The organism is Rhodopila sp., from assembly GCF_965276935.1.
GTDB lineage: Bacteria > Pseudomonadota > Alphaproteobacteria > Acetobacterales > Acetobacteraceae > Rhodopila.
Map to the genome: position 1 here is coordinate 288,618 of NZ_CBDIBS010000003.1, position 20,819 is coordinate 309,436.

General features: G+C 65.1%; 29 protein-coding genes and 1 tRNA gene. 14 read left to right on the forward strand and 16 right to left on the reverse strand.

Features of this window, described 5'->3' with window-relative positions:
* Positions 1-52 precede the first annotated feature (52 nt).
* Complete coding sequence (locus tag ACQY4S_RS09155) at positions 53-1,081, reverse strand: adenosine deaminase (protein ID WP_428484893.1); 1,029 nt, start codon at positions 1,079-1,081, stop codon at positions 53-55.
* 530 nt (positions 1,082-1,611) lie between these two features.
* On the opposite strand from ACQY4S_RS09155, the gene dapB reads away from it, so the two are divergent.
* The 4 genes from dapB (at position 1,612) to ACQY4S_RS09175 (ending at position 4,502) form a co-directional block, all read left to right on the forward strand.
* Positions 1,612-2,388: a 4-hydroxy-tetrahydrodipicolinate reductase gene (gene dapB, locus ACQY4S_RS09160; RefSeq protein ID WP_428486248.1), complete on the forward strand. Its 777-nt coding sequence runs from the start codon at positions 1,612-1,614 to the stop codon at positions 2,386-2,388.
* Between the two features lie 118 nt (positions 2,389-2,506).
* Positions 2,507-3,694: a methionine adenosyltransferase gene (gene metK, locus ACQY4S_RS09165; RefSeq protein WP_428484894.1), complete on the forward strand. Its 1,188-nt coding sequence runs from the start codon at positions 2,507-2,509 to the stop codon at positions 3,692-3,694.
* Positions 3,643-4,353: a tRNA (guanine(46)-N(7))-methyltransferase TrmB gene (gene trmB / locus ACQY4S_RS09170; protein WP_428484895.1), complete on the forward strand. Its 711-nt coding sequence runs from the start codon at positions 3,643-3,645 to the stop codon at positions 4,351-4,353. Before metK ends, trmB begins: the two co-directional genes overlap by 52 nt.
* Before the next feature lie 73 nt (positions 4,354-4,426).
* Positions 4,427-4,502, forward strand: a tRNA-Ala gene (locus ACQY4S_RS09175).
* 102 nt (positions 4,503-4,604) lie between these two features.
* Here the strand turns inward: ACQY4S_RS09175 and ACQY4S_RS09180 are convergent.
* Positions 4,605-5,186 (reverse strand): hypothetical protein, encoded by a 582-nt coding sequence (locus ACQY4S_RS09180; RefSeq protein WP_428484896.1) that lies wholly within the window; start codon positions 5,184-5,186, stop codon positions 4,605-4,607.
* A gap of 532 nt (positions 5,187-5,718) precedes the next feature.
* The gene (locus ACQY4S_RS09185; protein WP_428484897.1) at positions 5,719-5,880 is read right to left on the reverse strand and encodes a hypothetical protein; all 162 of its coding nucleotides are present in this window, start codon (positions 5,878-5,880) and stop codon (positions 5,719-5,721) included.
* A gap of 50 nt (positions 5,881-5,930) precedes the next feature.
* Between ACQY4S_RS09185 and ACQY4S_RS09190 the strand changes: the two genes are divergently transcribed.
* From ACQY4S_RS09190 to ACQY4S_RS09225, 8 genes are all read left to right on the forward strand, one after another.
* Entirely contained in the window at positions 5,931-6,212 is a 282-nt protein-coding gene (locus ACQY4S_RS09190; RefSeq protein WP_428484898.1) for a type II toxin-antitoxin system RelE/ParE family toxin, read from the forward strand.
* 10 nt (positions 6,213-6,222) lie between these two features.
* The gene (locus ACQY4S_RS09195) at positions 6,223-6,534 is read left to right on the forward strand and encodes a HigA family addiction module antitoxin (protein WP_428484899.1); all 312 of its coding nucleotides are present in this window, start codon (positions 6,223-6,225) and stop codon (positions 6,532-6,534) included.
* Positions 6,531-6,770: a DUF2283 domain-containing protein gene (locus ACQY4S_RS09200; protein WP_428484900.1), complete on the forward strand. Its 240-nt coding sequence runs from the start codon at positions 6,531-6,533 to the stop codon at positions 6,768-6,770. The genes ACQY4S_RS09195 and ACQY4S_RS09200 overlap by 4 nt, the downstream gene beginning before the upstream one ends.
* Before the next feature lie 4 nt (positions 6,771-6,774).
* Positions 6,775-7,038, forward strand: a complete 264-nt coding sequence (locus ACQY4S_RS09205) for a BrnA antitoxin family protein (protein ID WP_428484901.1) — start codon at positions 6,775-6,777, stop codon at positions 7,036-7,038.
* 44 nt (positions 7,039-7,082) lie between these two features.
* Positions 7,083-7,409: a helix-turn-helix domain-containing protein gene (locus ACQY4S_RS09210; protein WP_428484902.1), complete on the forward strand. Its 327-nt coding sequence runs from the start codon at positions 7,083-7,085 to the stop codon at positions 7,407-7,409.
* A gap of 1 nt (position 7,410) precedes the next feature.
* Positions 7,411-7,647 (forward strand): HigA family addiction module antitoxin, encoded by a 237-nt coding sequence (locus ACQY4S_RS09215; RefSeq protein ID WP_428484903.1) that lies wholly within the window; start codon positions 7,411-7,413, stop codon positions 7,645-7,647.
* A 64-nt stretch (positions 7,648-7,711) separates the two neighbouring features.
* Entirely contained in the window at positions 7,712-7,915 is a 204-nt protein-coding gene (locus tag ACQY4S_RS09220) for a hypothetical protein (RefSeq protein WP_428484904.1), read from the forward strand.
* Positions 7,916-7,937: 22 nt separating this feature from the next.
* The gene (locus ACQY4S_RS09225) at positions 7,938-8,189 is read left to right on the forward strand and encodes a hypothetical protein (RefSeq protein WP_428484905.1); all 252 of its coding nucleotides are present in this window, start codon (positions 7,938-7,940) and stop codon (positions 8,187-8,189) included.
* Positions 8,190-8,676: 487 nt separating this feature from the next.
* Here ACQY4S_RS09225 and ACQY4S_RS09230 read toward each other — a convergent pair whose 3' ends face one another.
* The 6 genes from ACQY4S_RS09230 to ACQY4S_RS09255 form a co-directional block, all read right to left on the reverse strand.
* A complete protein-coding gene (locus ACQY4S_RS09230) occupies positions 8,677-10,101 on the reverse strand; it encodes a DUF927 domain-containing protein (RefSeq protein ID WP_428484906.1) in 1,425 nt (474 codons plus the stop codon).
* On the reverse strand, positions 10,092-10,619 hold the full coding sequence (locus ACQY4S_RS09235) for a DUF927 domain-containing protein (protein ID WP_428484907.1): 528 nt from the start codon (positions 10,617-10,619) through the stop codon (positions 10,092-10,094). Before ACQY4S_RS09235 ends, ACQY4S_RS09230 begins: the two co-directional genes overlap by 10 nt.
* Positions 10,619-11,623, reverse strand: coding sequence for a DUF7146 domain-containing protein (locus tag ACQY4S_RS09240; RefSeq protein WP_428484908.1), 1,005 nt, complete (start codon positions 11,621-11,623; stop codon positions 10,619-10,621). The genes ACQY4S_RS09235 and ACQY4S_RS09240 overlap by 1 nt, the downstream gene beginning before the upstream one ends.
* A gap of 19 nt (positions 11,624-11,642) precedes the next feature.
* Positions 11,643-12,278, reverse strand: coding sequence for a hypothetical protein (locus tag ACQY4S_RS09245; RefSeq protein WP_428484909.1), 636 nt, complete (start codon positions 12,276-12,278; stop codon positions 11,643-11,645).
* An 8-nt stretch (positions 12,279-12,286) separates the two neighbouring features.
* Positions 12,287-12,517 (reverse strand): helix-turn-helix transcriptional regulator, encoded by a 231-nt coding sequence (locus ACQY4S_RS09250; RefSeq protein ID WP_428484910.1) that lies wholly within the window; start codon positions 12,515-12,517, stop codon positions 12,287-12,289.
* 89 nt (positions 12,518-12,606) lie between these two features.
* Positions 12,607-13,824 carry a hypothetical protein gene (locus tag ACQY4S_RS09255; RefSeq protein WP_428484911.1) on the reverse strand — a complete coding sequence of 406 codons (1,218 nt, stop codon included), beginning with the start codon at positions 13,822-13,824 and terminating at the stop codon, positions 12,607-12,609.
* A gap of 757 nt (positions 13,825-14,581) precedes the next feature.
* On the opposite strand from ACQY4S_RS09255, the gene ACQY4S_RS09260 reads away from it, so the two are divergent.
* Together ACQY4S_RS09260 and ACQY4S_RS09265 are read left to right on the forward strand one after the other, a co-directional pair.
* On the forward strand, positions 14,582-14,839 hold the full coding sequence (locus ACQY4S_RS09260) for an addiction module toxin RelE (protein WP_428484912.1): 258 nt from the start codon (positions 14,582-14,584) through the stop codon (positions 14,837-14,839).
* Positions 14,839-15,147 (forward strand): helix-turn-helix domain-containing protein, encoded by a 309-nt coding sequence (locus ACQY4S_RS09265; RefSeq protein ID WP_428484913.1) that lies wholly within the window; start codon positions 14,839-14,841, stop codon positions 15,145-15,147. The genes ACQY4S_RS09260 and ACQY4S_RS09265 overlap by 1 nt, the downstream gene beginning before the upstream one ends.
* 7 nt (positions 15,148-15,154) lie before the next feature.
* On the opposite strand, the gene ACQY4S_RS09270 is transcribed toward ACQY4S_RS09265, so the two are convergent.
* The 7 genes from ACQY4S_RS09270 to ACQY4S_RS09300 all read right to left on the reverse strand — a co-directional run bounded on the left by ACQY4S_RS09270 (position 15,155) and on the right by ACQY4S_RS09300 (position 20,503).
* Entirely contained in the window at positions 15,155-15,343 is a 189-nt protein-coding gene (locus ACQY4S_RS09270; RefSeq protein ID WP_428484914.1) for a hypothetical protein, read from the reverse strand.
* Positions 15,340-15,570: a hypothetical protein gene (locus tag ACQY4S_RS09275; protein WP_428484915.1), complete on the reverse strand. Its 231-nt coding sequence runs from the start codon at positions 15,568-15,570 to the stop codon at positions 15,340-15,342. The genes ACQY4S_RS09270 and ACQY4S_RS09275 overlap by 4 nt, the downstream gene beginning before the upstream one ends.
* Positions 15,571-15,908: 338 nt before the next feature.
* A complete protein-coding gene (locus ACQY4S_RS09280; RefSeq protein ID WP_428484916.1) occupies positions 15,909-16,139 on the reverse strand; it encodes a hypothetical protein in 231 nt (76 codons plus the stop codon).
* Between the two features lie 650 nt (positions 16,140-16,789).
* Positions 16,790-17,554, reverse strand: a complete 765-nt coding sequence (locus ACQY4S_RS09285; protein ID WP_428484917.1) for a hypothetical protein — start codon at positions 17,552-17,554, stop codon at positions 16,790-16,792.
* Between the two features lie 568 nt (positions 17,555-18,122).
* The gene (locus tag ACQY4S_RS09290; protein ID WP_428484918.1) at positions 18,123-18,899 is read right to left on the reverse strand and encodes a hypothetical protein; all 777 of its coding nucleotides are present in this window, start codon (positions 18,897-18,899) and stop codon (positions 18,123-18,125) included.
* Positions 18,900-18,989: 90 nt separating this feature from the next.
* Positions 18,990-20,105 (reverse strand): hypothetical protein, encoded by a 1,116-nt coding sequence (locus ACQY4S_RS09295; RefSeq protein WP_428484919.1) that lies wholly within the window; start codon positions 20,103-20,105, stop codon positions 18,990-18,992.
* A gap of 104 nt (positions 20,106-20,209) precedes the next feature.
* On the reverse strand, positions 20,210-20,503 hold the full coding sequence (locus ACQY4S_RS09300) for a hypothetical protein (RefSeq protein ID WP_428484920.1): 294 nt from the start codon (positions 20,501-20,503) through the stop codon (positions 20,210-20,212).
* Positions 20,504-20,819 lie beyond the last annotated feature (316 nt).

Here is a 20,819-nt window from a genome sequence, read left to right on the forward strand (position 1 = left end):
CGACCGGCGGCTTCGGCTTGGTAAAACCCAAATCATAAATGTTTCGGTGTTTTCACCATTTCGCATGAAATGCATCAAAGCCCCTCAGCGCCGCCGCCTTCTCCGGGTCGGACATGAAGGACCCGATGAACGAATTCCGCGCAAGCGTCACGATTTCAGCCTCGGTCAAGGAAAGTGCCGCCTGCACGGCCAGGAAATTCTCATTCACATAGCCGCCGAAGTAGGACGGATCATCGGAATTGACCGTCACCAGAAGACCTGCCGTCAGCATCCGCCGGAGCGGATGCAGCGTCAGATCGGGGCACACCTGAAGGCACTGGTTGGACAACGGGCAGACTGTCATGGGGATCCGCGCGTGCGTGATGCGGGCGACCAGCGCGGGGTCTTCAAGCGCCCGATTGCCGTGGTCAATACGCCTGACCCGCAGCACGTCGATTGCCTCGCACACATAGGCTGCTGGTCCTTCCTCGCCGGCATGAGCGACGGGCACGAAGCCCTGTTGCCGTGCCTCGGCGTAGACGCGCGCGAACTTCGCCGGTGGGTGCCCGGTTTCGGATGAATCAAGGCCGACCGCGAAGATATGGTCCTTGCACCGGCAGGCCTGTCGCAATGTTTCAAACGCCTGCTCCTCCGGCAGGTGCCGCAGGAAGCACATGATCAGCTTCGAGCTAATTCCATAATCACGTCGCGCCCTGTCGAGCGCGTCGGTCAGGCCGGACAGGACCGTACCGAAAGTGACGCCGCGCTCGGTATGGCCCTGTGGGTCGAAGAAGATCTCGACATGCGTCACATGCTGCGCCGCGACCTTTTCCAGATACGCGAACGCGAGATCGAAGAAATCCTGCCGGGTCAGCAGCACCGACATGCCGATATAATAGAGCTCCAGGAAATCCTGGAGCGAATTGAAACGATAGGCCTCCCTGATGGCGTCCACGCTGGTGTAAGGCAGAGCCACACCGTTGCGTATAGATAATTTCATCATCATTTCGGGCTCCAGCGTGCCCTCAATGTGAAGATGCAATTCGGCCTTTGGCATGGCCGAGATGAATTGATGAAGCCGAGCCTGATCGATGTGCCGCATCCTTTCGCGGAACAATAGCTGCAATGCGGCGATACGCCGCCTGTGCCGGTCATCATGCCACGTCTCCACCTGTCAGAACATTGGAAACGATGATACGATCATGGTCTTCGGACGACCGCGGTAGCCGGGCGCGCGTGCTGTCCCCACCTGACCGATGGCACCAACTGACAGGTGACGAGCTGGACCGGGTCCGCACGCTCCTTCGGCGCACGGCGCATTCGCAAGATCCTCCAGCAGCTTTGGCATCGCTCGATCGCAGCGTCAGCCCGGATGATCGGCCCAGTTGCTGGAGACGTAGAAGTGGGTCAGCGCTGCCGATCCCGTTGGAAAATACCAGGAACAGACTCCAACTCCCGCGCCTCGGGCGCCGCGCTAATACTGTTCAGCCGGAAGTTGCGATACCGACGACGGCAACGGACCATCAGACAATGGACCGGCATCCTTGGAAAGTCACCGGCCGCTGCGCACCGTCTCTGGACGCGGCGTGTGACCACACGCAGGATTACGCGACCATGTTCAAGAAGGACGCCATGGCGCACCGCATCGGCATTGCCGGCATCACTGGCAGAATGGGTCAGCTTCTGGCCGAGGAAATCCCGGCGGCGGGTGCCACGCTGTCAGGCGGTACCAGCCGCGGCAGCGCCGGCAGGACCACACCGGCGGGGGTTCGGAGTTTCCCCGACCTTCCTGCCCTCGCCGCCGCGTCCGACGTGGTGATCGACTTCACCAACGCGGCCACCGCCCAAACCCACGCCGCCGCCATGGCCGCATCCGCCAAACCCTGGGTGCTCGGCAGTTCCGGCCTGTCCGGCGCCGATGAGGCAGCGGTCGAGGCGGCGGCGGCGCGCATTCCGGTGGTCTATGCCGCCAACTTCTCCGCCGGGGTCAATTTGGTGCTGGCGCTGGCCGAACGCATGGGCGCGGCCCTGCCCGCAAATGCCTACGACGCGGAAATCATGGAAATGCACCACCGCCAGAAGGTGGACGCGCCCTCCGGCACCGCCGTCGGCCTGGGCCGAGCGGTGGCGAAGGGTCGCGGCGTGGGGCTGGAAGAGGTGATGGAAAGCGGACGCCATGGCCACACCGGCCCGCGCCGGACTGGGGCGATCGGGTTCGCGGCCTTGCGCGGCGGTCAGGTGGTGGGCGAGCATACCCTGATCTTTGCTTCGGCGACCGAACACATCGCGCTGACCCATCGCGCGTTCGACCGGCGCGCCTTCGCCACCGGCGCGGTCCGGGCGGCGCTGTGGGCGGTTTCCCAGCCGCCACGGCTCTACAGCATGATGGACGTGCTGGGTATGGCGTAGCGTCTGTTCCGCTTGCCTTGACCCTTGCGCCGGATTCCGCCACACACCGCCGGCTTGGCATTCCGCCCAGGGCCACCGTTCCGGCGGCCGCAACCTACCGCGACGCGAGACACCACCCATGCGTGACACGGGCGAGTATCTTTTTACCTCGGAATCGGTTTCCGAGGGACATCCCGACAAGGTCGCGGATCGTATCAGCGATACGGTGCTGGACGCGTTCCTCGATGCCGACCCGTATTCACGTGTAGCCTGTGAGACCTTGGTGACCACCAACCGCGTGGTGCTGGCCGGAGAGACCCGTGGCCCGGCGTCGATCACCCCGGACCTGCTGACGCATCTGACGCGCATGGCGATCCACGACATCGGCTATGAGCAGGACGGCTTTCACTGGAAGACCGCGGATGTCGCCGTGCACCTGCATTCACAGTCCTCCGATATCGCCAAGGGCGTGGACAGCGCCGGCAACAAGGACGAGGGCGCCGGCGACCAGGGCATCATGTTCGGCTACGCTTGCCGTGAGACCGAGACGCTGATGCCGGCACCTCTGTTCTACGCCCATGAGATCCTGCGCTATATCCGCGACCTGCGGAAGATCGGTGACCGCGCGGTGGCAGGGCTGCTGCCGGATGCCAAGAGCCAGGTGACCTTGCGCTATGTTGATGGCACACCGGTCGGCGCGACCTCCGTAGTGGTCTCCACCCAGCATGAGGCCGGCATGGAGCAGGCCGAAATCAAGCGCCTGCTCTGGCCGCTGGTCGCATCGATCCTGCCAGACGGCTGGATGTGCCGGGAGGACGAATTTCACGTCAACCCGACCGGGAATTTCGTCATCGGCGGTCCGGACGGCGATTGCGGCCTGACCGGACGCAAGATCATCGTCGATACCTATGGCGGCGCGGCCCCGCATGGCGGCGGTGCGTTCAGCGGCAAGGACCCCACGAAGGTGGACCGTTCGGCCGCCTATGCCTGCCGCTACCTGGCGAAGAACGTCGTCGCCGCCGGCCTGGCGGATCGCTGCACCTTGCAGATCAGCTACGCAATCGGCATCTCCCGCCCGCTGTCGGTCTATGTGGACCTTCAGGGCACCGGCAAGGACGTCGACGAAAAGCGCCTGGAGAAGACGCTGCACGACGTGATGAACCTGTCGCCGCGCGGCATCCGGGAGCATCTGCACCTGAACCGGCCGATCTACGCACCCACCTCCGCCTATGGCCATTTTGGGCGAGAGCCTGACGAGACGAAGGGCACTTTCACGTGGGAACGAACCGATCTGGTGCCGGCGTTGAGGGCGGCGCTCGGGCGGTAAAGCCGCCACCGGACCGGCTGTACGGCCGCAGCCGCGGCCACCGCCTGCGGTCCCGGCAGGAACGCCTGCTCGATGTGACCTTGCCCCGATTGCTGCTGCCGGAACCACTGTCGATCCCACCCGGTGTGCTATGGCTGGAAGTTGGCTTTGGCGGCGGTGAGCACACGCTGGCCCAGGTGCGGGCGCATTGCGAGGCAACCCTGATTGCCTGCGAGGTGTTCGAGAACGGCATCTGTTCCTTGCTGGCGGCGCTGGTGCCCGAAGGCCAGGAAGCCGCAGCGCCACTGCCGCCAAACCTGCGCCTTTGGCCTGATGATGCGCGGGTCCTGCTGCGGGCGCTGCCGGATGCCTGCCTTGACCGCCTGTTCCTCCTGTTTCCCGATCCGTGGCCGAAGGGACGGCATGCCAAGCGGCGGTTCGTGCATCCGGCAATGCTGCCTTTGGTGGCGCGGGTGCTGAAGCCTGGCGCCGAGTGGCGAGTGGCCAGCGATGACCCGACCTATCAAACCTGGGTGCGGGACGTGATGACGACGCAAACTCTGTTTCAGCGGGTTGAACCGGCGACCGGCCGTCCGGATGGCTGGCCGCCGACACGGTATGAAGCGAAGGCGCTGCGGGCCGGGCGTTCCCCATTGTATTGGACGTTCAGACGGGCCTGAGCAGGCATCGCATTTCCAACGGTTGCCCTTGATCCCACCGACCGAGGTGGCTATACCGCCTGCCGCACCGGTCGGGGCCGTAGCTCAGTTGGGAGAGCGCCTGAATGGCATTCAGGAGGTCAGGGGTTCGATTCCCCTCGGCTCCACCAGGGAAATCAATGGTTTACGGGATTTCCAGTCTGAAACCGGTTCGATTACTTAAATCTCGCGGACCAACCGCGGACCAACGAAAGACACATCCTGGCCGGGCTTCACGCGGCATTGTTCCCGAACAATGAGGGTTGCGACGCTCCTGCAACGCCCACCGTCTGCGCATAGTCGACGGTTCGTCGCTGGCAGCCACTGAGCGTCTCGGTCAGGTCGACAACCAAGTCATCAGCCAGACCACGCTCCCGCCCAAACCGTCGCAGGGCTTGGTGCAATTCTCGGTTCCATGTCGCCAGCAGATCCTGGAGAGCGTGCTGCACCTTCGATGCCTCGACCAGTCGGCCGCAGGCATAGGCTTCCTCCCGCTGAAGCCGCCGGACCTTCATCAACGCCAGCAGCTCAGCCGGTCGTAGACTGGGCTCGGCGTCCATCGGCGGGCCGCCATTGTGCCCAAGCGGCAACATCGCTTGCTGGAGGGCCGCTTGGCGATCTGCGTCTGCCGCTGCTTCGTCCGCTCGTTTGCCGTCCAGGAAGGCGACAACCGCTTCATGATCAAACCGCCAGTCCCGGCCTCGGCCGCCTCGGTCAAGTACCGGAAAGTCCTCACCATAGCGGACCAGGTAGGCGTTCACGGTTGGCAGGCTGCAACCAAGTAGCCGGGCGATCTCAGACTTGTTGACGCGCATCCGTCAAACCTCAAATCATTGTTTTATAACCTTAAATCAACAAAACCAACAAAACCAAGCGAGTTTTTTCTTTGAAGCGGGTGTGACTAACCGGGGTTCGAATTACCCCCGGGACAAACTTTGGCCAGGAGGGACCCATGATCATCGGCCCTCCTACGCGGTGCCGTCAGGGAGATCATTTTCCGCGATCCATGCATGAAGCGCATGTCTATCTGCGGTGACACCTCTGCCCGATCGCTACCCTTGTCCCGGAACCGGTGTTCCATGTGTTCCTGTGTTCCACCTGATGCCAACCTGTTGCTAGCACACGTCTAATTGTGGAACACCGGGGCTGGGTCATGGAGAACACCGGCTGATCTGGTGTTCCACCGATCCGCCCGACAGGCGCGGACATCGGCCGAGAAAACGTTATTCGCCTGCCAGGTGCAGTCGCCGTCGCCTGCCTCGGATAAGGTTTTCGGATAAGGTTTGTTGGTGCGATGCCATGCGCCACTTGCATAGATATCACTGTTCGTTGCTGATAAGGATCAGGTCAGCAGGAGGGCTTCTGTTTCGCCTGTCTCAGCAATGGTAGCGGACGACTGACGACCAGCAGGCTGCGGATGCAGCGATCGGCACCGCGCTCGATGGTGATTTCCTTCCAGCCAGCGTAGTGCATGCCGTTCACCAGCAGGGTGACCGGGTCGGAGGTCATCGGGCAATATTCCCGTTGCGGACGCAAGCGATACGTGATACATACCACGTATGATCAGGTCGTTCAGAGACAAGCGGACAGCAGCGGTCGCCCAAGGTCGGCTTCCCAAGGGCTTTCCGCCTGACTTGCTGACGGCGGCGCGACGGAAGCTGGGTTACCTGGACGCGGCGGCCACTCTTGACGACCTGCGGTCGCCGCCGGGAAATCGGCTTGAAGCGCTGTCCAGCGCGCGCGCCGGCCAGCACAGTATCCGCGTCAACGATCAGTGGCGGCTGTGCTTTGTCTGGCGCGACGGGAATGCGGAAGATGTTGAAATCGTTGATTATCACTAAGGAGGTCGGAATGATCAGCCGCGATGATGCGAACAGCCTGTCGTTTGACGACATCGCGCCAGGGCCGGTGCTGCCGCCGCTGACGCCTGGCGAGGTGCTGCTGGAGGAGTTCATGCGGCCACTCGGGTTGACCGCGCGGGCACTCGCGGCGGAGCTGGGGGTGCCGGGCAATCGTATTTCCGCCATCGTCAACGGCTCGCGCAGCATCACGGCGGAGACGGCGCTGCTGCTGGCGCGTCGGTTCGGGACCAGCGGCGAGTTGTGGATGAACCTGCAGACGGCGCATGATTTGGCGGTCGCGCGGGAGGCGATAACGGCATGACCAACGAGCCAAAGGGCGACCGAGCACTTGAGGGAGGGCGCGTCAGCTACGACAGCGAGGCCGACGCGATCGGTGTCTATTTCGTGCCGGACGGGGCGGAATACGACTCCAGCCGGGAGGTCGCCCCCGGGGTTGTCCTCGACTATGACAAGCAGGGGCGCGTGATCGGCATTGAGTTGCTGCACGTCCGCAGGCTGCTGGCACAAGGATCGTCAACAGTCACCGCGAATGGATAAAGCGATGCATTCTAACCTGGATGACGCGCCGTCGCTCACGGACGCGTTTTTTGACGAAGCCGAGTATTTCGATGGTGACCGGTTCATCCGCCGTGGACGGGGGCGGCCGAAGTCGCCGGCCCCCAAGGAACAGATCAGCGTGCGACTTGACCCGGACGTGGTGGCGAAGCTGCGAGAAGCCGGCCCGGGTTGGCAGTCCCAGATCAACGTGTTGCTACGCCAGACGCTTGGGCTGAAGGACGCGCCGGCGCGCGCGGCGGCGCCATGACCATTGAGACCACGATCTCGGCGACCGGCGAACGGCTGGTGACAATGACCGCCGACGAATACCAAGACCTGATCGACGCGCGCGACCATGCGATCGCCATGCGCGAGATCGCCAATGGCACGATACAGACCGTGTCCGGGGCCGATGTGGACGCCTATCTGGCAGCGCCGACGCCGCTGGCGTTCTGGCGCAAGCACCGCGGGCTGACCGAAGTGGAACTGGCCGGTTTCGTTGGGATAGCGGAATCCTGCCTGGCCCAGCTTGAAAGCGGTCAGTGCGAGGCGACGATTGCGGTCTTCCAGCGGCTTGCAAAGCGTCTCGGCGTTCGCGTGGACGACCTTTTGGTCGACCAGGATGACCAGCCGGGATGACATGAACAGCCTGTCGTTTGACGACATCGCGCCGGGGCCGGCGTTGCCGCCGCTCACGCCGGGCGAGGTATTGCTGGAGGGGTTCACGCGGCCACTCGGGTTGACGGCACGTGCACTGGCGGCGGAGTTGGGGGTGCCAGGCAATCGCATTTCCGCCCTTGTCAATGGGTTACGCAGCATCACGGCAGAGACGGCCCTGCTGCTGGCGCGCCGGTTCGGGACTAGCGGGGCGTTGTAGATGAACTTGCAGACGGCGCATGATCTGGCCATCGCGCGGCAGGCAATGGCGATATAGGGACAACATGAACGGCACCACCGAGCGCGCGATTCGCGAACAGGAAGCCAGGATTCGGCTGCTGGAGAACGATGCGATGCTGAAGGCGCTTGAAAGCGTCAGGCGCACCCAGGAAACTCGTTACGATCCCCACACGCTGATTGCAACTGGCGTGGGGATCGCCGCCGCCTTGTTCGGGGTGGCGGTCGCGCTGCTGAAATGGGCCCGTTGACAGAAATCGGAGGATCACCCCGGTGAGCGCAACATCAGAAGGCCCGTTGGACATTCAGGCCGTGAAGGCGCGGATCGACCGTGACCTTGCGGAAAGCAGCAAGCTGCGCGGCGAGACCGAGAAGTTCGTGGCCGAACAGCGCAAGCTGATGGCGGAGGCGATGAAGCTGGATCGCGACCGCTGGCTGGCGCCGGCCTTGGCGGTGGTGACCGTAATCGGCGGCTTCGCCGGCTTCATTTCCGTCCTGATCACAGCACTTCATCTCGGGCGGTGATGGACCGCCAGCCAAGGCAGGCGGTCCATCATGCCGACAGCCGCACACCGGTGAACGGCATGAACATCGGGTCCGGCACGTCGTCCAGCGGCGCGCGCGGCGTTGCTCGCCTCGCGTGCTGACATCAGGCCGTCGTGCCATCAGGCCGTCGTGCCATCAGGCCGTCGTGCCATCAGGTCCGCGCCAGCGTCCGCAACGGCCGGTTGGTAAGGTCGCTGCTCCGACCTCAGGGTGAGGTCAAAGCTCATCCGCCCTCACCGGCTCGGTCGCCTGTCCACCGCAGCCGAGATTGGCGGCGGCGGCTCCGCATTCGATTTCGCAGGCGGTCCCATCCAGGCAGCCTGCTGCCCGCGCGAGATCGACTTGAAGCACCGGGACAGGACCCGCATGGGCGTCACGATGCCAAGCCATGCCACGAAGCCCGACCGTGCCACCAACACGGTGCCGTCAGGGCTGGCGCCGTTGCGGTCGGGCCGAGCAAAGGTCCCTACTCGCTGTCATCCGCATCAAAAATCGTGGGCAGGACGTGGTAGAGACGGACCTTGGCGTGGCCGGGCGGGCTGAAACTACCCGCCGCCTTGTTGCCAGAACCCTTCAGCATGAACCCCCGATCGATCAGCACCTTGTTGGCCTGGCGCTTGTCGAGACCCGTCAACGCCTCATTCATTCCATCGGCCGTCAGGTAGTAGTGCCATGCGTCCGGATTGCGCTCCGCGTCGGAGAGACGACGCTTCCACCCGGCCCGATTGACGGTGCGGAAGCGTTCCGAGGTTGCTGGCGGTGGCGTTGTTTCCGCCTGCCCGGCATCGCCCGGCGGCGGCTCCTTCCATTCGTGAAAGCGTGAATCACCGTGTCGCGTCAGGAAATCACGAAGCTGGGCCACCGCCTGAGCGTCCTCCCGCGCGCCGGTGGTTCCACGTTCCGCCAACCATGCCTGGAAGCAGATCTTCGCGGCCGCCGTGGCGTCGTTCGGCGTCCAGCCGGTAATACCGGCCTTCGTCGCCAGTTCACCCGCGACCGCAACCAGGGCAAAGCGCCGCGCGACACTGCCGACCTGTCCGCCAGCACCCGGGTTTTCACGCATCCAGCCAGTGACCAGGTCACGCATCCAGCTTCGAATATCATCCGCGAAATCGGCATCAGCCGCGACCTCGGCCACCAGGTGATCGAGGAATGCCGGGGCCGCGGTGCCATAGGCACGGGTTGTGCCGGCGCGCAGCGCCAGGATGAACTCTTCCGGCCCGATCGCCTTGGGCCCCGCGTCCGTCTTATGGGGGTCTTCGAAAATCTCCTTGTGCAGATCTTCGAAGAGACCCAAGCCGTGGCCGGCGTCGGCCGGTATGTCGACCAGGCGCACTTCCTGGCCGGCTTTCACGCGCCGGCCGGCCTCGGCGATCTTGTCGGCGAGCGACAGTTCGCCCGTGCTCAGGAACAGCACCCGGAAGCGGATCGGGGTGCGCAACCCGCCAGCCCGATCGGAGCGTGCCTTTCCCTGGCCACTGGCCAGCAGGTAGGCGGTGTCGCCGACGCCCCGGGCATCGGCCTGTCCGAGTTCGTCCAAGGGCAGCAGCGTGTCGCTCTGGGCCAGCGCAAGCCCCTCCATCGCGTTGTCGGTCGCGCGCCACTGCCGGATGTAGCCGGCCGCGCCGGCGCCGGCCTCGCCACCCCAGACGCTCGCCGCGACCCGCAGGGCCGTCGTCTTGCCGACACGCGACGACCCCCGGAAATGCAGTCCGCCACCTTCCTCGCCGGCGATGTCGAGCAACGGACCGGCGAACGCCGCCGATACCGCCAACAAGAGACGGGAATTGCCGACGCAGAGCGCGGCGACCTGGTCGCGCCATTCCGCCAGGGTGCCGGCCGTGTTGAACAGCGAGGCGTCATTGACCGCCGGCTGATAGATCACATCCACGGGTGGCGATCCGAAAGTGCGACCAGGCAGCACGAATACCGCGGCACCGTCAATCGGTGCCACCCGGTGCGCACGACGATCCGGGCCCGCCGATCGCTGCCGATCCGTGCCAGGTATTCCGGCAAGCAGCCCCGCACGCCATGCCCGGGATTGACGTACAGGCCGCGACGGGCCAGCAGGGTGCGCAGCTCGCCGCCCTCGCCGGCGAACAGGTCGCGCCGCACCACGACGTGCTGCACCTGGCCATCCGGGTCCCGAAAACGCAGCATCAGGCCCCACGCGGTGGCTTCATCGTCGCGGGTTTGCGCCATCACCTCGAACGGGCCGGCGATCTGCAACACGCCATTTTCATCCGACGTCTTGAACAGACCGTCCAGGCGCATGATTAGGCGGCCGCCGCTCACCCTGATGCTCGGCGCCTCACCTTCAGGCGTGTCATTAGCCGGCTTCGGCGGAACTTTCTCCGCCTGTTCGATCGACTGGCGGATTGCGGTCTTGCCGCCCTTTTTGACCGCCATCAGACCGCTTCCGCCAGCAACGCATCGTTGAAGTCCTTGCCGACCGGCGGGCGTGCGACCCTGACGCTGCGCCCCTGTGTCTGGAAGGCGTCGATCGCCCGGGCGAAGGCGCGCGTGGTGGCGACATTCGCGCCGTCCTCATCCTTCAGCAGGATCACCGTATGGACCGCCGGCGGCAGAACGACATTGGCCATGTTGGCGAGCGAGACCGCATACAGGACGCGCAATTCAGGGCAGGCCATGACGACCGAGAGGGCGGTCTCGATGCCCTCGCCGATGGCAACCGTTTCATCATGCGGCGCGCGGGCGAGCGGCTTGCCCGAGGCGCCTCGCCAGAGACGCACCGCGCCACCGGCCAGGCGGCCGAGGGACATCTTTGGGTCCTGGAGGGGCGCCTTGCGCCAGCGGCCATCCTCGGCCAGCGCCAGCCAGGTGCGGTGCACCGCCACCATGTCGCCAGCCGCGTCGGTGATGCCAGCCAGCATCGCCGGCCAGTGGCGGTGGCTTTCGCGGTTCCACAAGGCCGGGTGGTAGCGCAAGCTACGCGGTTGACGCGTCAGCTCGGCCAGATCGATACCACGGCCGGCGAGGTAGGCGGCAACCGGGGTGCCGGCGAGCGTCTCGGCGCCCGCAAGGAACAGCTTGATCGCGGCGCCTCGCGTGGCAGCTTCCGCCCGCGCCGCTTCGGCGGGATCGGGCGCTGGCGGCGGCGGCCGGCGCTGCTCGGATGGGGCCGGGCCGTCCGCCAGGCCAAGCCAGGCGCGCGCCCAGGCGATGGCGTCGCGCAGCTTGCCGGCGCAGACCACCGCGGCGACCAGGTCGAGGGCGTCGCCGGCGTCGCCGCTGGCGAAGTCAGACCAGACGCCGGCCTTGCGGCCGGTCAGATGGACCGAGAGACTGCGCCGGGATGTCCCGTTCAGACTGGCGTGTACCCATTCGTGTCCCTCCCGCCGGCCATCCGGCAGCAGGCGCCCGACCAGCTCCGGCGCGCGCGCGGCCAGCATCCGCGCGAGATCCCCCGCATCAGAGGCCAAGCAGGACGCCCGCCAGCATCCGCCGAGTTCCGAGGACGCGCGCCACCGCCAGTGACGCAATGTCCGCGGCGAGACCTTGGTTGGCCGGATCGACCCGATGGCGGTTGTCAAGGACGGTTCGCAGCGCCAGGAGCCTGCGGCTCACGTTTTGATCACGGTGCGCCGGCCGGCTGGTGTCACGTTGCGCGACATCCAGCGCGAGAGCGACGGCGGTGACCACCTGTTCGGCAGCCGCGCGGGCGCGCCGCGACCGGTCATCGGTGTGGGTGCCGAGCCGGCGGCAATGCCAGGCGGCACCCCATCCGACTAGGATGGTGAAGTCGATCGGCGCGCGGGTCCCTGCCCTGGCGGGCAAGGCTGGCCAACAGGCATCCCGGCGCCGCAAGACGTGGTGCCGGAGCGCGGCGAGGGCCGCTTCCATCTGGTCCCACTGGCGCTGATCGATCCGGTCGTGGTGCCCGATGATGGCCGACAGGCGGGCGATGGCGGGCTGCAACACCCGTTCGTCTTCGGCCGACCATGGGGCGGAGCGAGACGGCGGCGGGTGCTTCAGGCCATCGACGGCAAGGCTGGCGTCGGCGCGCCAGCTTGCCAGGATCCGCATCGGCCATCCTGACGTGTTCATCTGGGTGATCATCGGGATTTCGCGGCCTTTGCAACGGTGGCGGCCGAGGTGGAGCCCACCGTACGGGCCTGCAACCAGTCTTGCAGCGCCGACTCCATGTAGCCGACACGGCGATCGGTCAGCTTGACGAACGGCGGCCCACCGCCGTCTTGGCGCAGCCGCTGCATGGTTCGCAGACTGAGGCCAACGGTTTCGGCGGCCTTGTCTTCTCGCAGAACGTTAAGCGGTTTCTGAAACATGTCGCGACACCTCATGTTGTGGCGCGGCTTGGCGCCGTCACGGGTGTTTGCAGATTGGCAGGCCAGAACACGACCGCTATCGTCCGATATTAGCCGATATTGTTTGAGCGATCGATTTCCGGCGGTATCGTGCGTTGAAGCTCTTCTAGAAGGTGCGGGGCGGACGGTCTAAATTTTAGGCTTCGAATGCAAAAGCCCGTCAGGTGCCGCACAACGTCGGTCCAGGACTCCGGGAAACCGTCTGGAGCCATGGCCAGTCCAATAAGCTCGCGCCAGATACGCTCCAGTGCTCTGTCCGATATCGGCTTCGATACACAGTCATTGCTGGCATCCTGATCGTAAATACCAAGTTGGCTGAATTCAGCCGGCACAAAAAGACTGATCTTTGTATTAAGGATACTTCCAGGCTCCCTGCCCCACGTCACCTCGCACCATGTCTTCAGGTCCCCCCGGTTTAATTCGCCGATTGAAGAAAAATTGCCTTTGTGAGCGCGCCGCAGAAGTTCGGTCACAAGCTTACGCCAATTATAAACCGGCTTTGGTCCCGATTTCCTTTTTGATCCCTGAAAGCTATCGCCGTTGGACTGATCCGGTTTTATGTCAGAGGCATTTACAACATGTACTGGAATGGGGCTTACTAACATCACGGGCGTGAACGGATCTCGGAGGCGGACGCGGACATCCTGTATCGACGTTCCATTATCGAACGTAAAATCCGATCCTGAAATCCCTAGCCACTGCTTGTGCAGATCCTGGACGGTTATGAGGCGTCGGTTTGCACACGATTGATCAAAACCGCTCGCTTCGACATGACCGTTGAGAATGGCCTTGAGCAAGTCGCTATTCAGTTGCTGAGCGACACTTTCGGCAGCAATTTTATTGCCACCGCGCTGATGTAGAAGGTGAGCCCTCACCAAGATCCAATTGCCGAATACAATCGCGGCGACGCAAAATGGCAATAAAGACGCCGGTCGGACATGTATAACGTGGTATTCCTGGCCCGCAAGCTTCAAATGTCCGGCCAGCCAGTCTTCGATCGTGTGGTTTCCAATGTGCGACCATTCATCCCGCTCGATCGAATGATACTTGCAATCGGACCGCCTTCCCGAGGCCAGCCAGTAGCCCGCTTGCAGGCGGGGCAGACAGGCGTCCCGCACTTCGCGCCAAACGTTGCGTAGAACGTTGCTTTCAGTCCCATAGATTTCTTGTCTGTCAGCAGCTTCATAAACGGCTGCTCGATACAACCGATCGAATCGGTCGTGCGCGACACGGTATGCTTGTCGCGCTTCATAAAGCGAGAGGGCCATGGGTGGCTCGACAAGTATGGCCGCAGACCAAAGCGGCACGCCGTACTCGGACGGCGGGCATAGCCCGTGCTGCGAGAATTGGTCAGGCAAGGTTGTCCACGTTCCTTGTCCCACGCGCGCAGTGAAATGGCGCGGCGGGGCGCGCGTGGTCGCGCCGTTCGGCGGCCAACCTAGCCGCGCCAGCGGCGACGCTCATTGACGGGACCGAGTCGGTGCAAGCGGTTTGTATGGAACGACCGCAAGGGATCAGCGCGCATTGCGCTCCAGGGCGGGCTGGGTTGCCTGGCTCGGCCGCTGTGCCGCCGCCGGCGACCAGCGCTGGCCGTCTCGCCTCGGCATCCGGTCCGCGCGTCGCACCATCCCGGTGACGCAGATCGGTGCCCTGACAGCAAAGCGCGGTGCATCGGCAAATGCCAGGATCGCGGTGGGCGGCGGCGGCGGTCGCGCGACGGCGGGTGGATGCCGCTGGTCACGCCAAGCGCCGTTCCCTTGTCTCGGTCTACCCTGGGCCGTTCCGTGGCGCGCCTCTGGCATCATTGAACGGGGCGGGCTCGCCGTGCGCGCCGGATGGTGTCCAGACAAACGCCGCTCGATGCACGGACCACGCCGCCAACGGGTCGAACAAGCGGCTGCCAGCAAGGGCAGTGGCATACAGCAATGCTGTTGCTGCAACCTTACAGCGATGCTGTGCTGCATGTGCGGCTGAAAACCTCGATCTTTTCCAGTCAGGCCGATGCTTTGCTGTGGCGGGACGCGAATGGCGTTGATCGACACCTTGGCCCGCGATCCGCGCGCTGGCGATGTCATGCCCGGGCTTGACGGTATACGAAGGCTTCGTGTTGCTCCGAAGGGGCGCGGCAAGAGCGGCGCCTTCCGGGTGATCCACGACGTGCTGACCGAGGCGCAACCGATCCTGGCTTTGCTGATCCATGGCAAGAACGAGCCGGGGGACCTCAGCCCACCACAGCGCAAGAAAGTGGCTGATCTGGCGGCCGAGACGAAGCAGCGCACGTGATGGACGAAGATACCGAGTTCGGACGCGCGCTGATCGCCGCTATGGAGGCAGTCGCCATCGTGCGTGGCGAGACAGAGCCGGCGCGGGTCCACCAGCCGCCGGACGCGGTCGACGTACGCGCCATCCGCGAAAAGCTGGGCCTCAGTCGCCCGGCGTTTGCCAAGCGGTTCGGCCTGGCGGTCGCGGCCGTCCGCGATTGGGAGCAAGGGTTGCGACGGCCTGGTTCCGCCGCCCGCATATTGCTGATCGTGATCAGCCAGAGCCCGAATGTCGTTGCCGAGGCGATTGCTGAAGCCCGCGCGGGGTAAGCGGCAATCAACCGCGCGGCGGGGTGACTGACCAGCGGCGACGTGCTGTCAGGCCGGCGCCGAGGCGGGCGGTGATCGGCCAGGTGATGGGCGGCGGCTCAGTGCCTGTCAGGCCGACGGCCGGCCGGCGCGTGATCGGCGCCAGAGACACGCCGGCGACCGGGCGTTGCCGCGTTGCGCGCTTGCGGCTGATCATCGATCCCGCACGGCGTGCGGTCGACGGCCGGCGCGGATCAGCATCCGCAGCAGCGGCTCGCGTGCCTTGACGTTGATCTCGTCCCGCAGCTCCGGCGCGACGCCGTCCTGCCAGCGCCGCACGATCGACAGCAGCGCCGCCTCGACCTCGTCCGTCTTGTCGAGGATGTCGGATCGTCTGGGCCGCGGCTGACGCGGCGGTCCCTGCGTTGCAAAACGGCGTGCCATTACCAACCGCCGATCCTGGCGGACCACCGATGCCCGACAGCATGATTGTGCAGGGTGGCGATTGGCATTTTAGCTGAAGGCAAGGCCCAACCCTCGGGGACGAAGCCCTTCCTCGCGTGCTCGGTCGCCCAAGAGCATGGTTCGCGTGCTGTGACTGGTCACGACCATTGGTTCCTCGGGGCTGGGTTCGTGATCTCTGCACGGACGAAGCAGATGGAAAAGGCGACTCCGGAAGATGGCTTCTGTTACGCGGCGAACGCGAGGTTCTCCGGGCGGGCCAAACCGGCGCGTGAGCGGCGCTGCGGACCAGGTGTGCCTTAGTTACTCGTCCCGGCTGATCATCGGCCCCGCGCGGCGTGTGGCCGACGGCCGGCACGGATCAGCATCCGCAGCAGCGGCTCACGCGCCTTGACGTTGATCTCGTCCCGCAGCTCCGGCGCGACGCCGTCCTGCCAGCGCCGCACGATCGACAGCAGCGCCGCCTCGACCTCGTCCATCCTGTCGAGGATCTCCGAGCGTTTGGGCGGACGCGGCGCCGACGGCCGTTTCGCGGCAACGCGGTGCGCCATCGCTAACAGCCGATCCGGCGAACCGTCGATGGCCCAGGGTGGCCATTTTCAAGCGTGACGAATGCCACCCCGCATAAAGGCAAAAGCCGAATCCGCATGGTGTGACTGGTCATGAGCATCGCTTCCCCTTGCTTGCGTTTACGGTCTTCGCGTTGGGCGCGGAGTTGCGGCCCGACCTGGCGGCTCCGAAGCAGTTGCGCATGGAGAGGAGCGGATATTGCGCCAAACCACCAGCCGTCCGACGCCGACAACGCGGCTCCGTTGGCTAGGCAGAATGTTCCAGATAGGATGTTACGGCTTGATCGTGACAAGACAGGCGATTCGCGCGGTCCGACGGCGCTTCAGGGCACTGACGGAGCCGGCCGACATGGCTTTCATCATAGCAAGCGACCGCCGGCGACAATCAGCGGCGACCGGCGACCAATGGCGATGCGCGTCGCCAAGCAGGTTGGTTCGGCGGCCGTCGCCGGCGATCGACGGGCAGACCGTCATCCTGGCGTCAGCCGACTTTGGCCGTGGCTGGTCTGCGCCGGGCGCCAGGAACGCCAGGGCGAGGGTTGGTGGCGCGGCCTGACCCACGTAGGCGGATCAGCCGACAAGCGGATGATTGCTAGAACAAAATAATGATAGTAGTTGGCCGTAATATCCGACTATTTTGACCGGTCCATCTCTTCTTCTACTGCCTTAATCATTTCGATTGCAAATTTCCGTTTCGCATACTCTTCCACCAGCTTCGGGAACGGAAATATCGGCCGATAGGACGGTGCCTTTCGCGAAAAATACAAGATCGGTGCTACATTATGGCGTCCCATAAGCTGGTAGACCCCAAGCGGTGCGCTGTCTTGCTTGCTCTGCGCAACGAAAAAATCCGTGCCGGATCGGCGCGTCGCCATCTTGCGCCGGGCCAATCGCTTTTTCGTCTTGGCCGTCGCATTGGCACTGTAGCCTGCCTCGCGAAAGCCGCCGATGCGCGACAACAGCAGGGTCATCGCGCTGGCAGAGATATTGCCGTGACCGTCCAATGTCATGCCCTTTGCTGGCATGATGTGCTGGTCTGGTTGCATCAAGCCCATGGCCACCAAGGCCTTTTCAGAACGTTTCATGCCGCGGTTGCCGCCCGCTATTTCAGCTTCCAGGTACTTCCTTGGTGAAATCCCCTTCGGCGCATCGTCGCTGATGAAAACCCGCGCTTGCAGATGATCCCGCGTCGCCGCTTCGTAGCGGATGGCGTTGAGGGTGAACGGGACCGGCCGATCAAAGATTTTGTCGAGGCGACCCATGACGTCTTTTCGCGCACCCGTCGCCACCCGGGTCAAGGCCTTTGCGGTCGCCGTGGCAAGTTGCTTGTCCGCCAGGGCGATCAGCGCCTTTTCCATGCGCAGCAGGCCATCCGTATCAACCTTGATCACCAGCATCGTCAAACTCCCAAGCCGCAACGATGCCTGGTTTACCGCAGGCCATCCTCCGGTGAAAGAACAATGCCTTACCGCAAACGATGTGGCCGCGGCTGGCATGGCTGTGCCGACGTGCTGATCCGCGCCGGCGGCCAGCGGATGCCGTGGCGGCGCACCGTTCGACGACAATGGACGCCAGCCTGGCTTGCGCGGGGCGCAACAGTTCGGGGCGACCGGCGGACAGCCCACCCGGTGCCGCGGGCCAGGCACGGGGGCAACCCCGGCGCTGTCCTGGGCGGTCAGAGGGACAACAATCGGCACGTTGGCGCACCAAGCCAACCAGGTGGTGCAGGGCAACGGGCGCGCCTCGCTGGCACCGTGTTGTCCTGGGCCGGCCTGGTGGACGGCGGTCCACGGACCGACAGCGGCTGTTGGGGTAATGCGCGGCGACGACGCTCGGTGCCGGCGGTCAGCGCGTCAGGTGTCGCCCGTATTGCACTCCTGATGGCGGCCAGGCGGGCGGCGGAACCGATCCTGCCCGACTCGCCGTTCGAGGCTCCGAGCCGCCACGGGCGGGGCCAAGTCCACCTCATCCCGATTGTACGGTTTCGCTGCTTCCCGTCGGTAGCAACGCGGAGCGGCGGAGGATATCCGACGCCAGGGAAAAGCCGAGCTGCTCGCACGGATCGGCCAGCCGGTCTGGCGCGCCATCCAGGTTGGTGGTGATCAGGTCGAGCAGGATGGCCGCCTTGGACGTCTCGCCAAAGCGCGTTTGCGCCGGGATCGAGCTCACCGTCCAGATTTGCGCAAGCCACCCGGACGCCGCCGCTTCGGCCGCGGCGCGGTGCTGACCCTGGCTGGCCGCGTCGCCGGCCGCATGCGCCTGGTGATCATGCTCAATGCCCGCGTGGTCGAGCCGATCCAATACCTCACATGCCAGGATCAGGCTCGCATCGCTCGGCGCACCGCCGGTGTCGCGTCCGTTCGCGAGGGCGATGTCCAGCGCATCGGCGCGGCCGTCCGGTTCACGCGCCAAGACGGCCGCAACCCGGATCGCCGCGGCTTCGAGCAACTCCGAGAGCTTGGCGAACCTGTCACGCAGCTCCGCGACGGCGCGGCCGAAGGCCACGAAGCGGGCCCGGCCGCTATCCCGCGCCATCCCCTTCACCTGCTGATCGGAACGTTTGAAGGTCTCCAGGGCTTGCCGCAGCAGCGCGTAGTCAAGCGCCGCCTGGTCCGCCCATTCGTCGGGCTCACCCAATATGGTCACCGGATCGATCGGCTGCCCTTCGAAGGTCACCGCCGCCAGGTTGTCGAGGAACCCGACAGGCGTTGGGGGTGGCGGCATTGCCTCAGGCTGGTCCATCGCGGTTCCTTTGATCGCCGAACGAAATGACGAGCCGGCGCGATCCGCCAGCCCGGGCCGCGAGCGGGCCCGACGCTCTGCGTCTGTCGTCTATGCCGCGTCGACATCCGCCGCGACAACGGGCTCGCCGGCGGCCGGCGCCTGTCCGGTGGCAAGCCGTTTCAGGTGAGCTTCGTTCTCCACCTGCCGTCGCGCCATTCGGACCGGCATGTGCCGCGACAGCGCGGCAACCTCCGGCGTGTCGCCCTGCGGTGCGGCCGGCGGAGTTGGTCGCGCGCCGGCGCCGGCTGCCTGATCATGCAGGGCATCGGTCTCGCCACGGGTCATTGCTACAGGGTCTTCCCCGAGGACATCCAGTGGCACGGTTGCATCCCGCGCAACGGCGGGTGGCTGGTTCGTTACCTTTGGCACGAACGTGGATTTGGGCGCGACATACTCTGTTCGGGGACCGACATGTTGCGGGGGTGGATTGTCGAATGATCGGCTCCGCGCGGCGCGATTGACCGCCCGCAGGGTCTGTTGGCGGTCCGCCTCGATGCGGGAGACATCCCGTCCGATTTGCGACTGAAGCGCCGCTAGTTCGATGTGCGCCTCGAACAGCGCCAGTGCCTCCGGAACAGCGCGCCAGGCGGTGTTCAAGGCGACGGCGTCATCGCCAAGCTGCATCGTGGCGCCGCGGATCAGCCATGGCCCACCGGTGGCACTGGGGATCTGTATCTGGTCCAATACCGAACCGAGCGGCACACCCGCCGCGGCCAGCGCATAGCCCCGCAGCTTGATCCGGCCGAGCTGCTCGGCCGTCTCCCGAAGCTCCGCCTGGAGGTCTTGCCGTGCCAGCTCCAAAACCGGCGCGCTGGCTGCCGCAAGCATGGTGTGCGCGGCCATGATGGCTTCGTCGGCGGTCTGAAGCAGCGCCGGGAAACTACCCTGAGCGGCGGTCAGGCGGTCACGTTCGCGGCGCGCAGTCGCGACCTTCATGGCTTCCGCATCGGCCCGCTGCGCCCAGCTATCGCGCTCCGCCGGGGGTGCCAGGATCGCCTTGGCATCGGCCTCGCCTTGCGCCGCGGTGGCTGCCGCCTCGGCCACCTCGGCCGCCGCCAGGCGGGCGGTCAGGTCGCGGCCGAAGGCGACCAGGCGTGTCCGATCGTCCAGCGCCGCGCGCGCCTTTTGCATGCCCTGGATGATTGCATCATCTGTGATCTTCATTGTTGATTCCTGTTGCTAGAGCAAAGCGGCGGGACGCCTGGCGTGCCGTGCGTGTCCCTGATTAGCGGTGGGGCGGATGGGGGAGATGACCAGCTCCCGGTCGGCTAGGTGATGCCAGCGGCGGCAGCGCAGCGGTCCAGCAGGGCGTCCGCCCGCTGCTGACGGGCCCGGCCAGCGCCGCCAGGATCAGGATGATCCCGCTCGCGCGCGGCGACGTCTGGGGTGCGTCCGCCGGCCCCTATGCCGAGGAATCGGACAGGTTTTTCCGCGCACACCCGCGACCACGCGGCCGGGCGCGAGCGAACGGTCGCCGACGGTGGCTGTGTCGCCAGTGTCTTGATGCCGCGAAAATGGATTGTATCAATCGATACGGTCGGCTGAAGGCGCTGCGGTCCCATGAATGATCCTCTGGGCTGAGACGTGACTGTTGCAGTATATTATTGGCGAATGTTGCAGGACAGCTTTCGTATTGACCTCAGATCGGACCGATGGTCTGCCCGCGGCGTCTATGCGCGAGGCCGATGCGATGGACGCGAGCCGTCGGCATCTGTTGGTGACGGGCACCCGCCACACCCGTGGCGCGGCACCCCATGGCGACGGCGCGGCGCGGCGCCAGGGGGTTCCAGGCACGCGATGAAGGCGTATGCTGCTTGGGCAATGGCAAGCGATCGGCCGGGCGCTGTCGAGTCGGGCGGTGTCGAGTCGGGCGAAGCA

What these genes read in the sequence shown, in the direction of transcription:
- dapB (WP_428486248.1), top strand. Translation starts at nt 1,612, where the DNA reads ATGGCGCACCGCATCGGCATTGCCGGCATCACTGGCAGAATGGGTCAG.
- ACQY4S_RS09240 (WP_428484908.1), bottom strand. Translation starts at nt 11,623, where the DNA reads ATGCTGGCCGCGCGCGCGCCGGAGCTGGTCGGGCGCCTGCTGCCGGAT.
- ACQY4S_RS09180 (WP_428484896.1), bottom strand. Translation starts at nt 5,186, where the DNA reads ATGCGCGTCAACAAGTCTGAGATCGCCCGGCTACTTGGTTGCAGCCTG.
- ACQY4S_RS09250 (WP_428484910.1), bottom strand. Translation starts at nt 12,517, where the DNA reads ATGTTTCAGAAACCGCTTAACGTTCTGCGAGAAGACAAGGCCGCCGAA.
- ACQY4S_RS09200 (WP_428484900.1), top strand. Translation starts at nt 6,531, where the DNA reads ATGACCAACGAGCCAAAGGGCGACCGAGCACTTGAGGGAGGGCGCGTC.
- ACQY4S_RS09195 (WP_428484899.1), top strand. Translation starts at nt 6,223, where the DNA reads ATGATCAGCCGCGATGATGCGAACAGCCTGTCGTTTGACGACATCGCG.
- ACQY4S_RS09290 (WP_428484918.1), bottom strand. Translation starts at nt 18,899, where the DNA reads ATGGACCAGCCTGAGGCAATGCCGCCACCCCCAACGCCTGTCGGGTTC.
- ACQY4S_RS09285 (WP_428484917.1), bottom strand. Translation starts at nt 17,554, where the DNA reads ATGCTGGTGATCAAGGTTGATACGGATGGCCTGCTGCGCATGGAAAAG.
- ACQY4S_RS09190 (WP_428484898.1), top strand. Translation starts at nt 5,931, where the DNA reads ATGATCAGGTCGTTCAGAGACAAGCGGACAGCAGCGGTCGCCCAAGGT.
- ACQY4S_RS09275 (WP_428484915.1), bottom strand. Translation starts at nt 15,570, where the DNA reads ATGGCACGCCGTTTTGCAACGCAGGGACCGCCGCGTCAGCCGCGGCCC.
- ACQY4S_RS09215 (WP_428484903.1), top strand. Translation starts at nt 7,411, where the DNA reads ATGAACAGCCTGTCGTTTGACGACATCGCGCCGGGGCCGGCGTTGCCG.
- ACQY4S_RS09280 (WP_428484916.1), bottom strand. Translation starts at nt 16,139, where the DNA reads ATGGCGCACCGCGTTGCCGCGAAACGGCCGTCGGCGCCGCGTCCGCCC.
- ACQY4S_RS09260 (WP_428484912.1), top strand. Translation starts at nt 14,582, where the DNA reads ATGGCGTTGATCGACACCTTGGCCCGCGATCCGCGCGCTGGCGATGTC.
- ACQY4S_RS09245 (WP_428484909.1), bottom strand. Translation starts at nt 12,278, where the DNA reads ATGAACACGTCAGGATGGCCGATGCGGATCCTGGCAAGCTGGCGCGCC.
- ACQY4S_RS09220 (WP_428484904.1), top strand. Translation starts at nt 7,712, where the DNA reads ATGAACGGCACCACCGAGCGCGCGATTCGCGAACAGGAAGCCAGGATT.
- ACQY4S_RS09300 (WP_428484920.1), bottom strand. Translation starts at nt 20,503, where the DNA reads ATGGGACCGCAGCGCCTTCAGCCGACCGTATCGATTGATACAATCCAT.
- metK (WP_428484894.1), top strand. Translation starts at nt 2,507, where the DNA reads ATGCGTGACACGGGCGAGTATCTTTTTACCTCGGAATCGGTTTCCGAG.
- ACQY4S_RS09210 (WP_428484902.1), top strand. Translation starts at nt 7,083, where the DNA reads ATGACCGCCGACGAATACCAAGACCTGATCGACGCGCGCGACCATGCG.
- ACQY4S_RS09155 (WP_428484893.1), bottom strand. Translation starts at nt 1,081, where the DNA reads ATGCGGCACATCGATCAGGCTCGGCTTCATCAATTCATCTCGGCCATG.
- ACQY4S_RS09205 (WP_428484901.1), top strand. Translation starts at nt 6,775, where the DNA reads ATGCATTCTAACCTGGATGACGCGCCGTCGCTCACGGACGCGTTTTTT.
- ACQY4S_RS09185 (WP_428484897.1), bottom strand. Translation starts at nt 5,880, where the DNA reads ATGACCTCCGACCCGGTCACCCTGCTGGTGAACGGCATGCACTACGCT.
- ACQY4S_RS09235 (WP_428484907.1), bottom strand. Translation starts at nt 10,619, where the DNA reads ATGGCGGTCAAAAAGGGCGGCAAGACCGCAATCCGCCAGTCGATCGAA.
- ACQY4S_RS09270 (WP_428484914.1), bottom strand. Translation starts at nt 15,343, where the DNA reads ATGATCAGCCGCAAGCGCGCAACGCGGCAACGCCCGGTCGCCGGCGTG.
- ACQY4S_RS09295 (WP_428484919.1), bottom strand. Translation starts at nt 20,105, where the DNA reads ATGAAGATCACAGATGATGCAATCATCCAGGGCATGCAAAAGGCGCGC.
- ACQY4S_RS09265 (WP_428484913.1), top strand. Translation starts at nt 14,839, where the DNA reads ATGGACGAAGATACCGAGTTCGGACGCGCGCTGATCGCCGCTATGGAG.
- ACQY4S_RS09255 (WP_428484911.1), bottom strand. Translation starts at nt 13,824, where the DNA reads ATGGCCCTCTCGCTTTATGAAGCGCGACAAGCATACCGTGTCGCGCAC.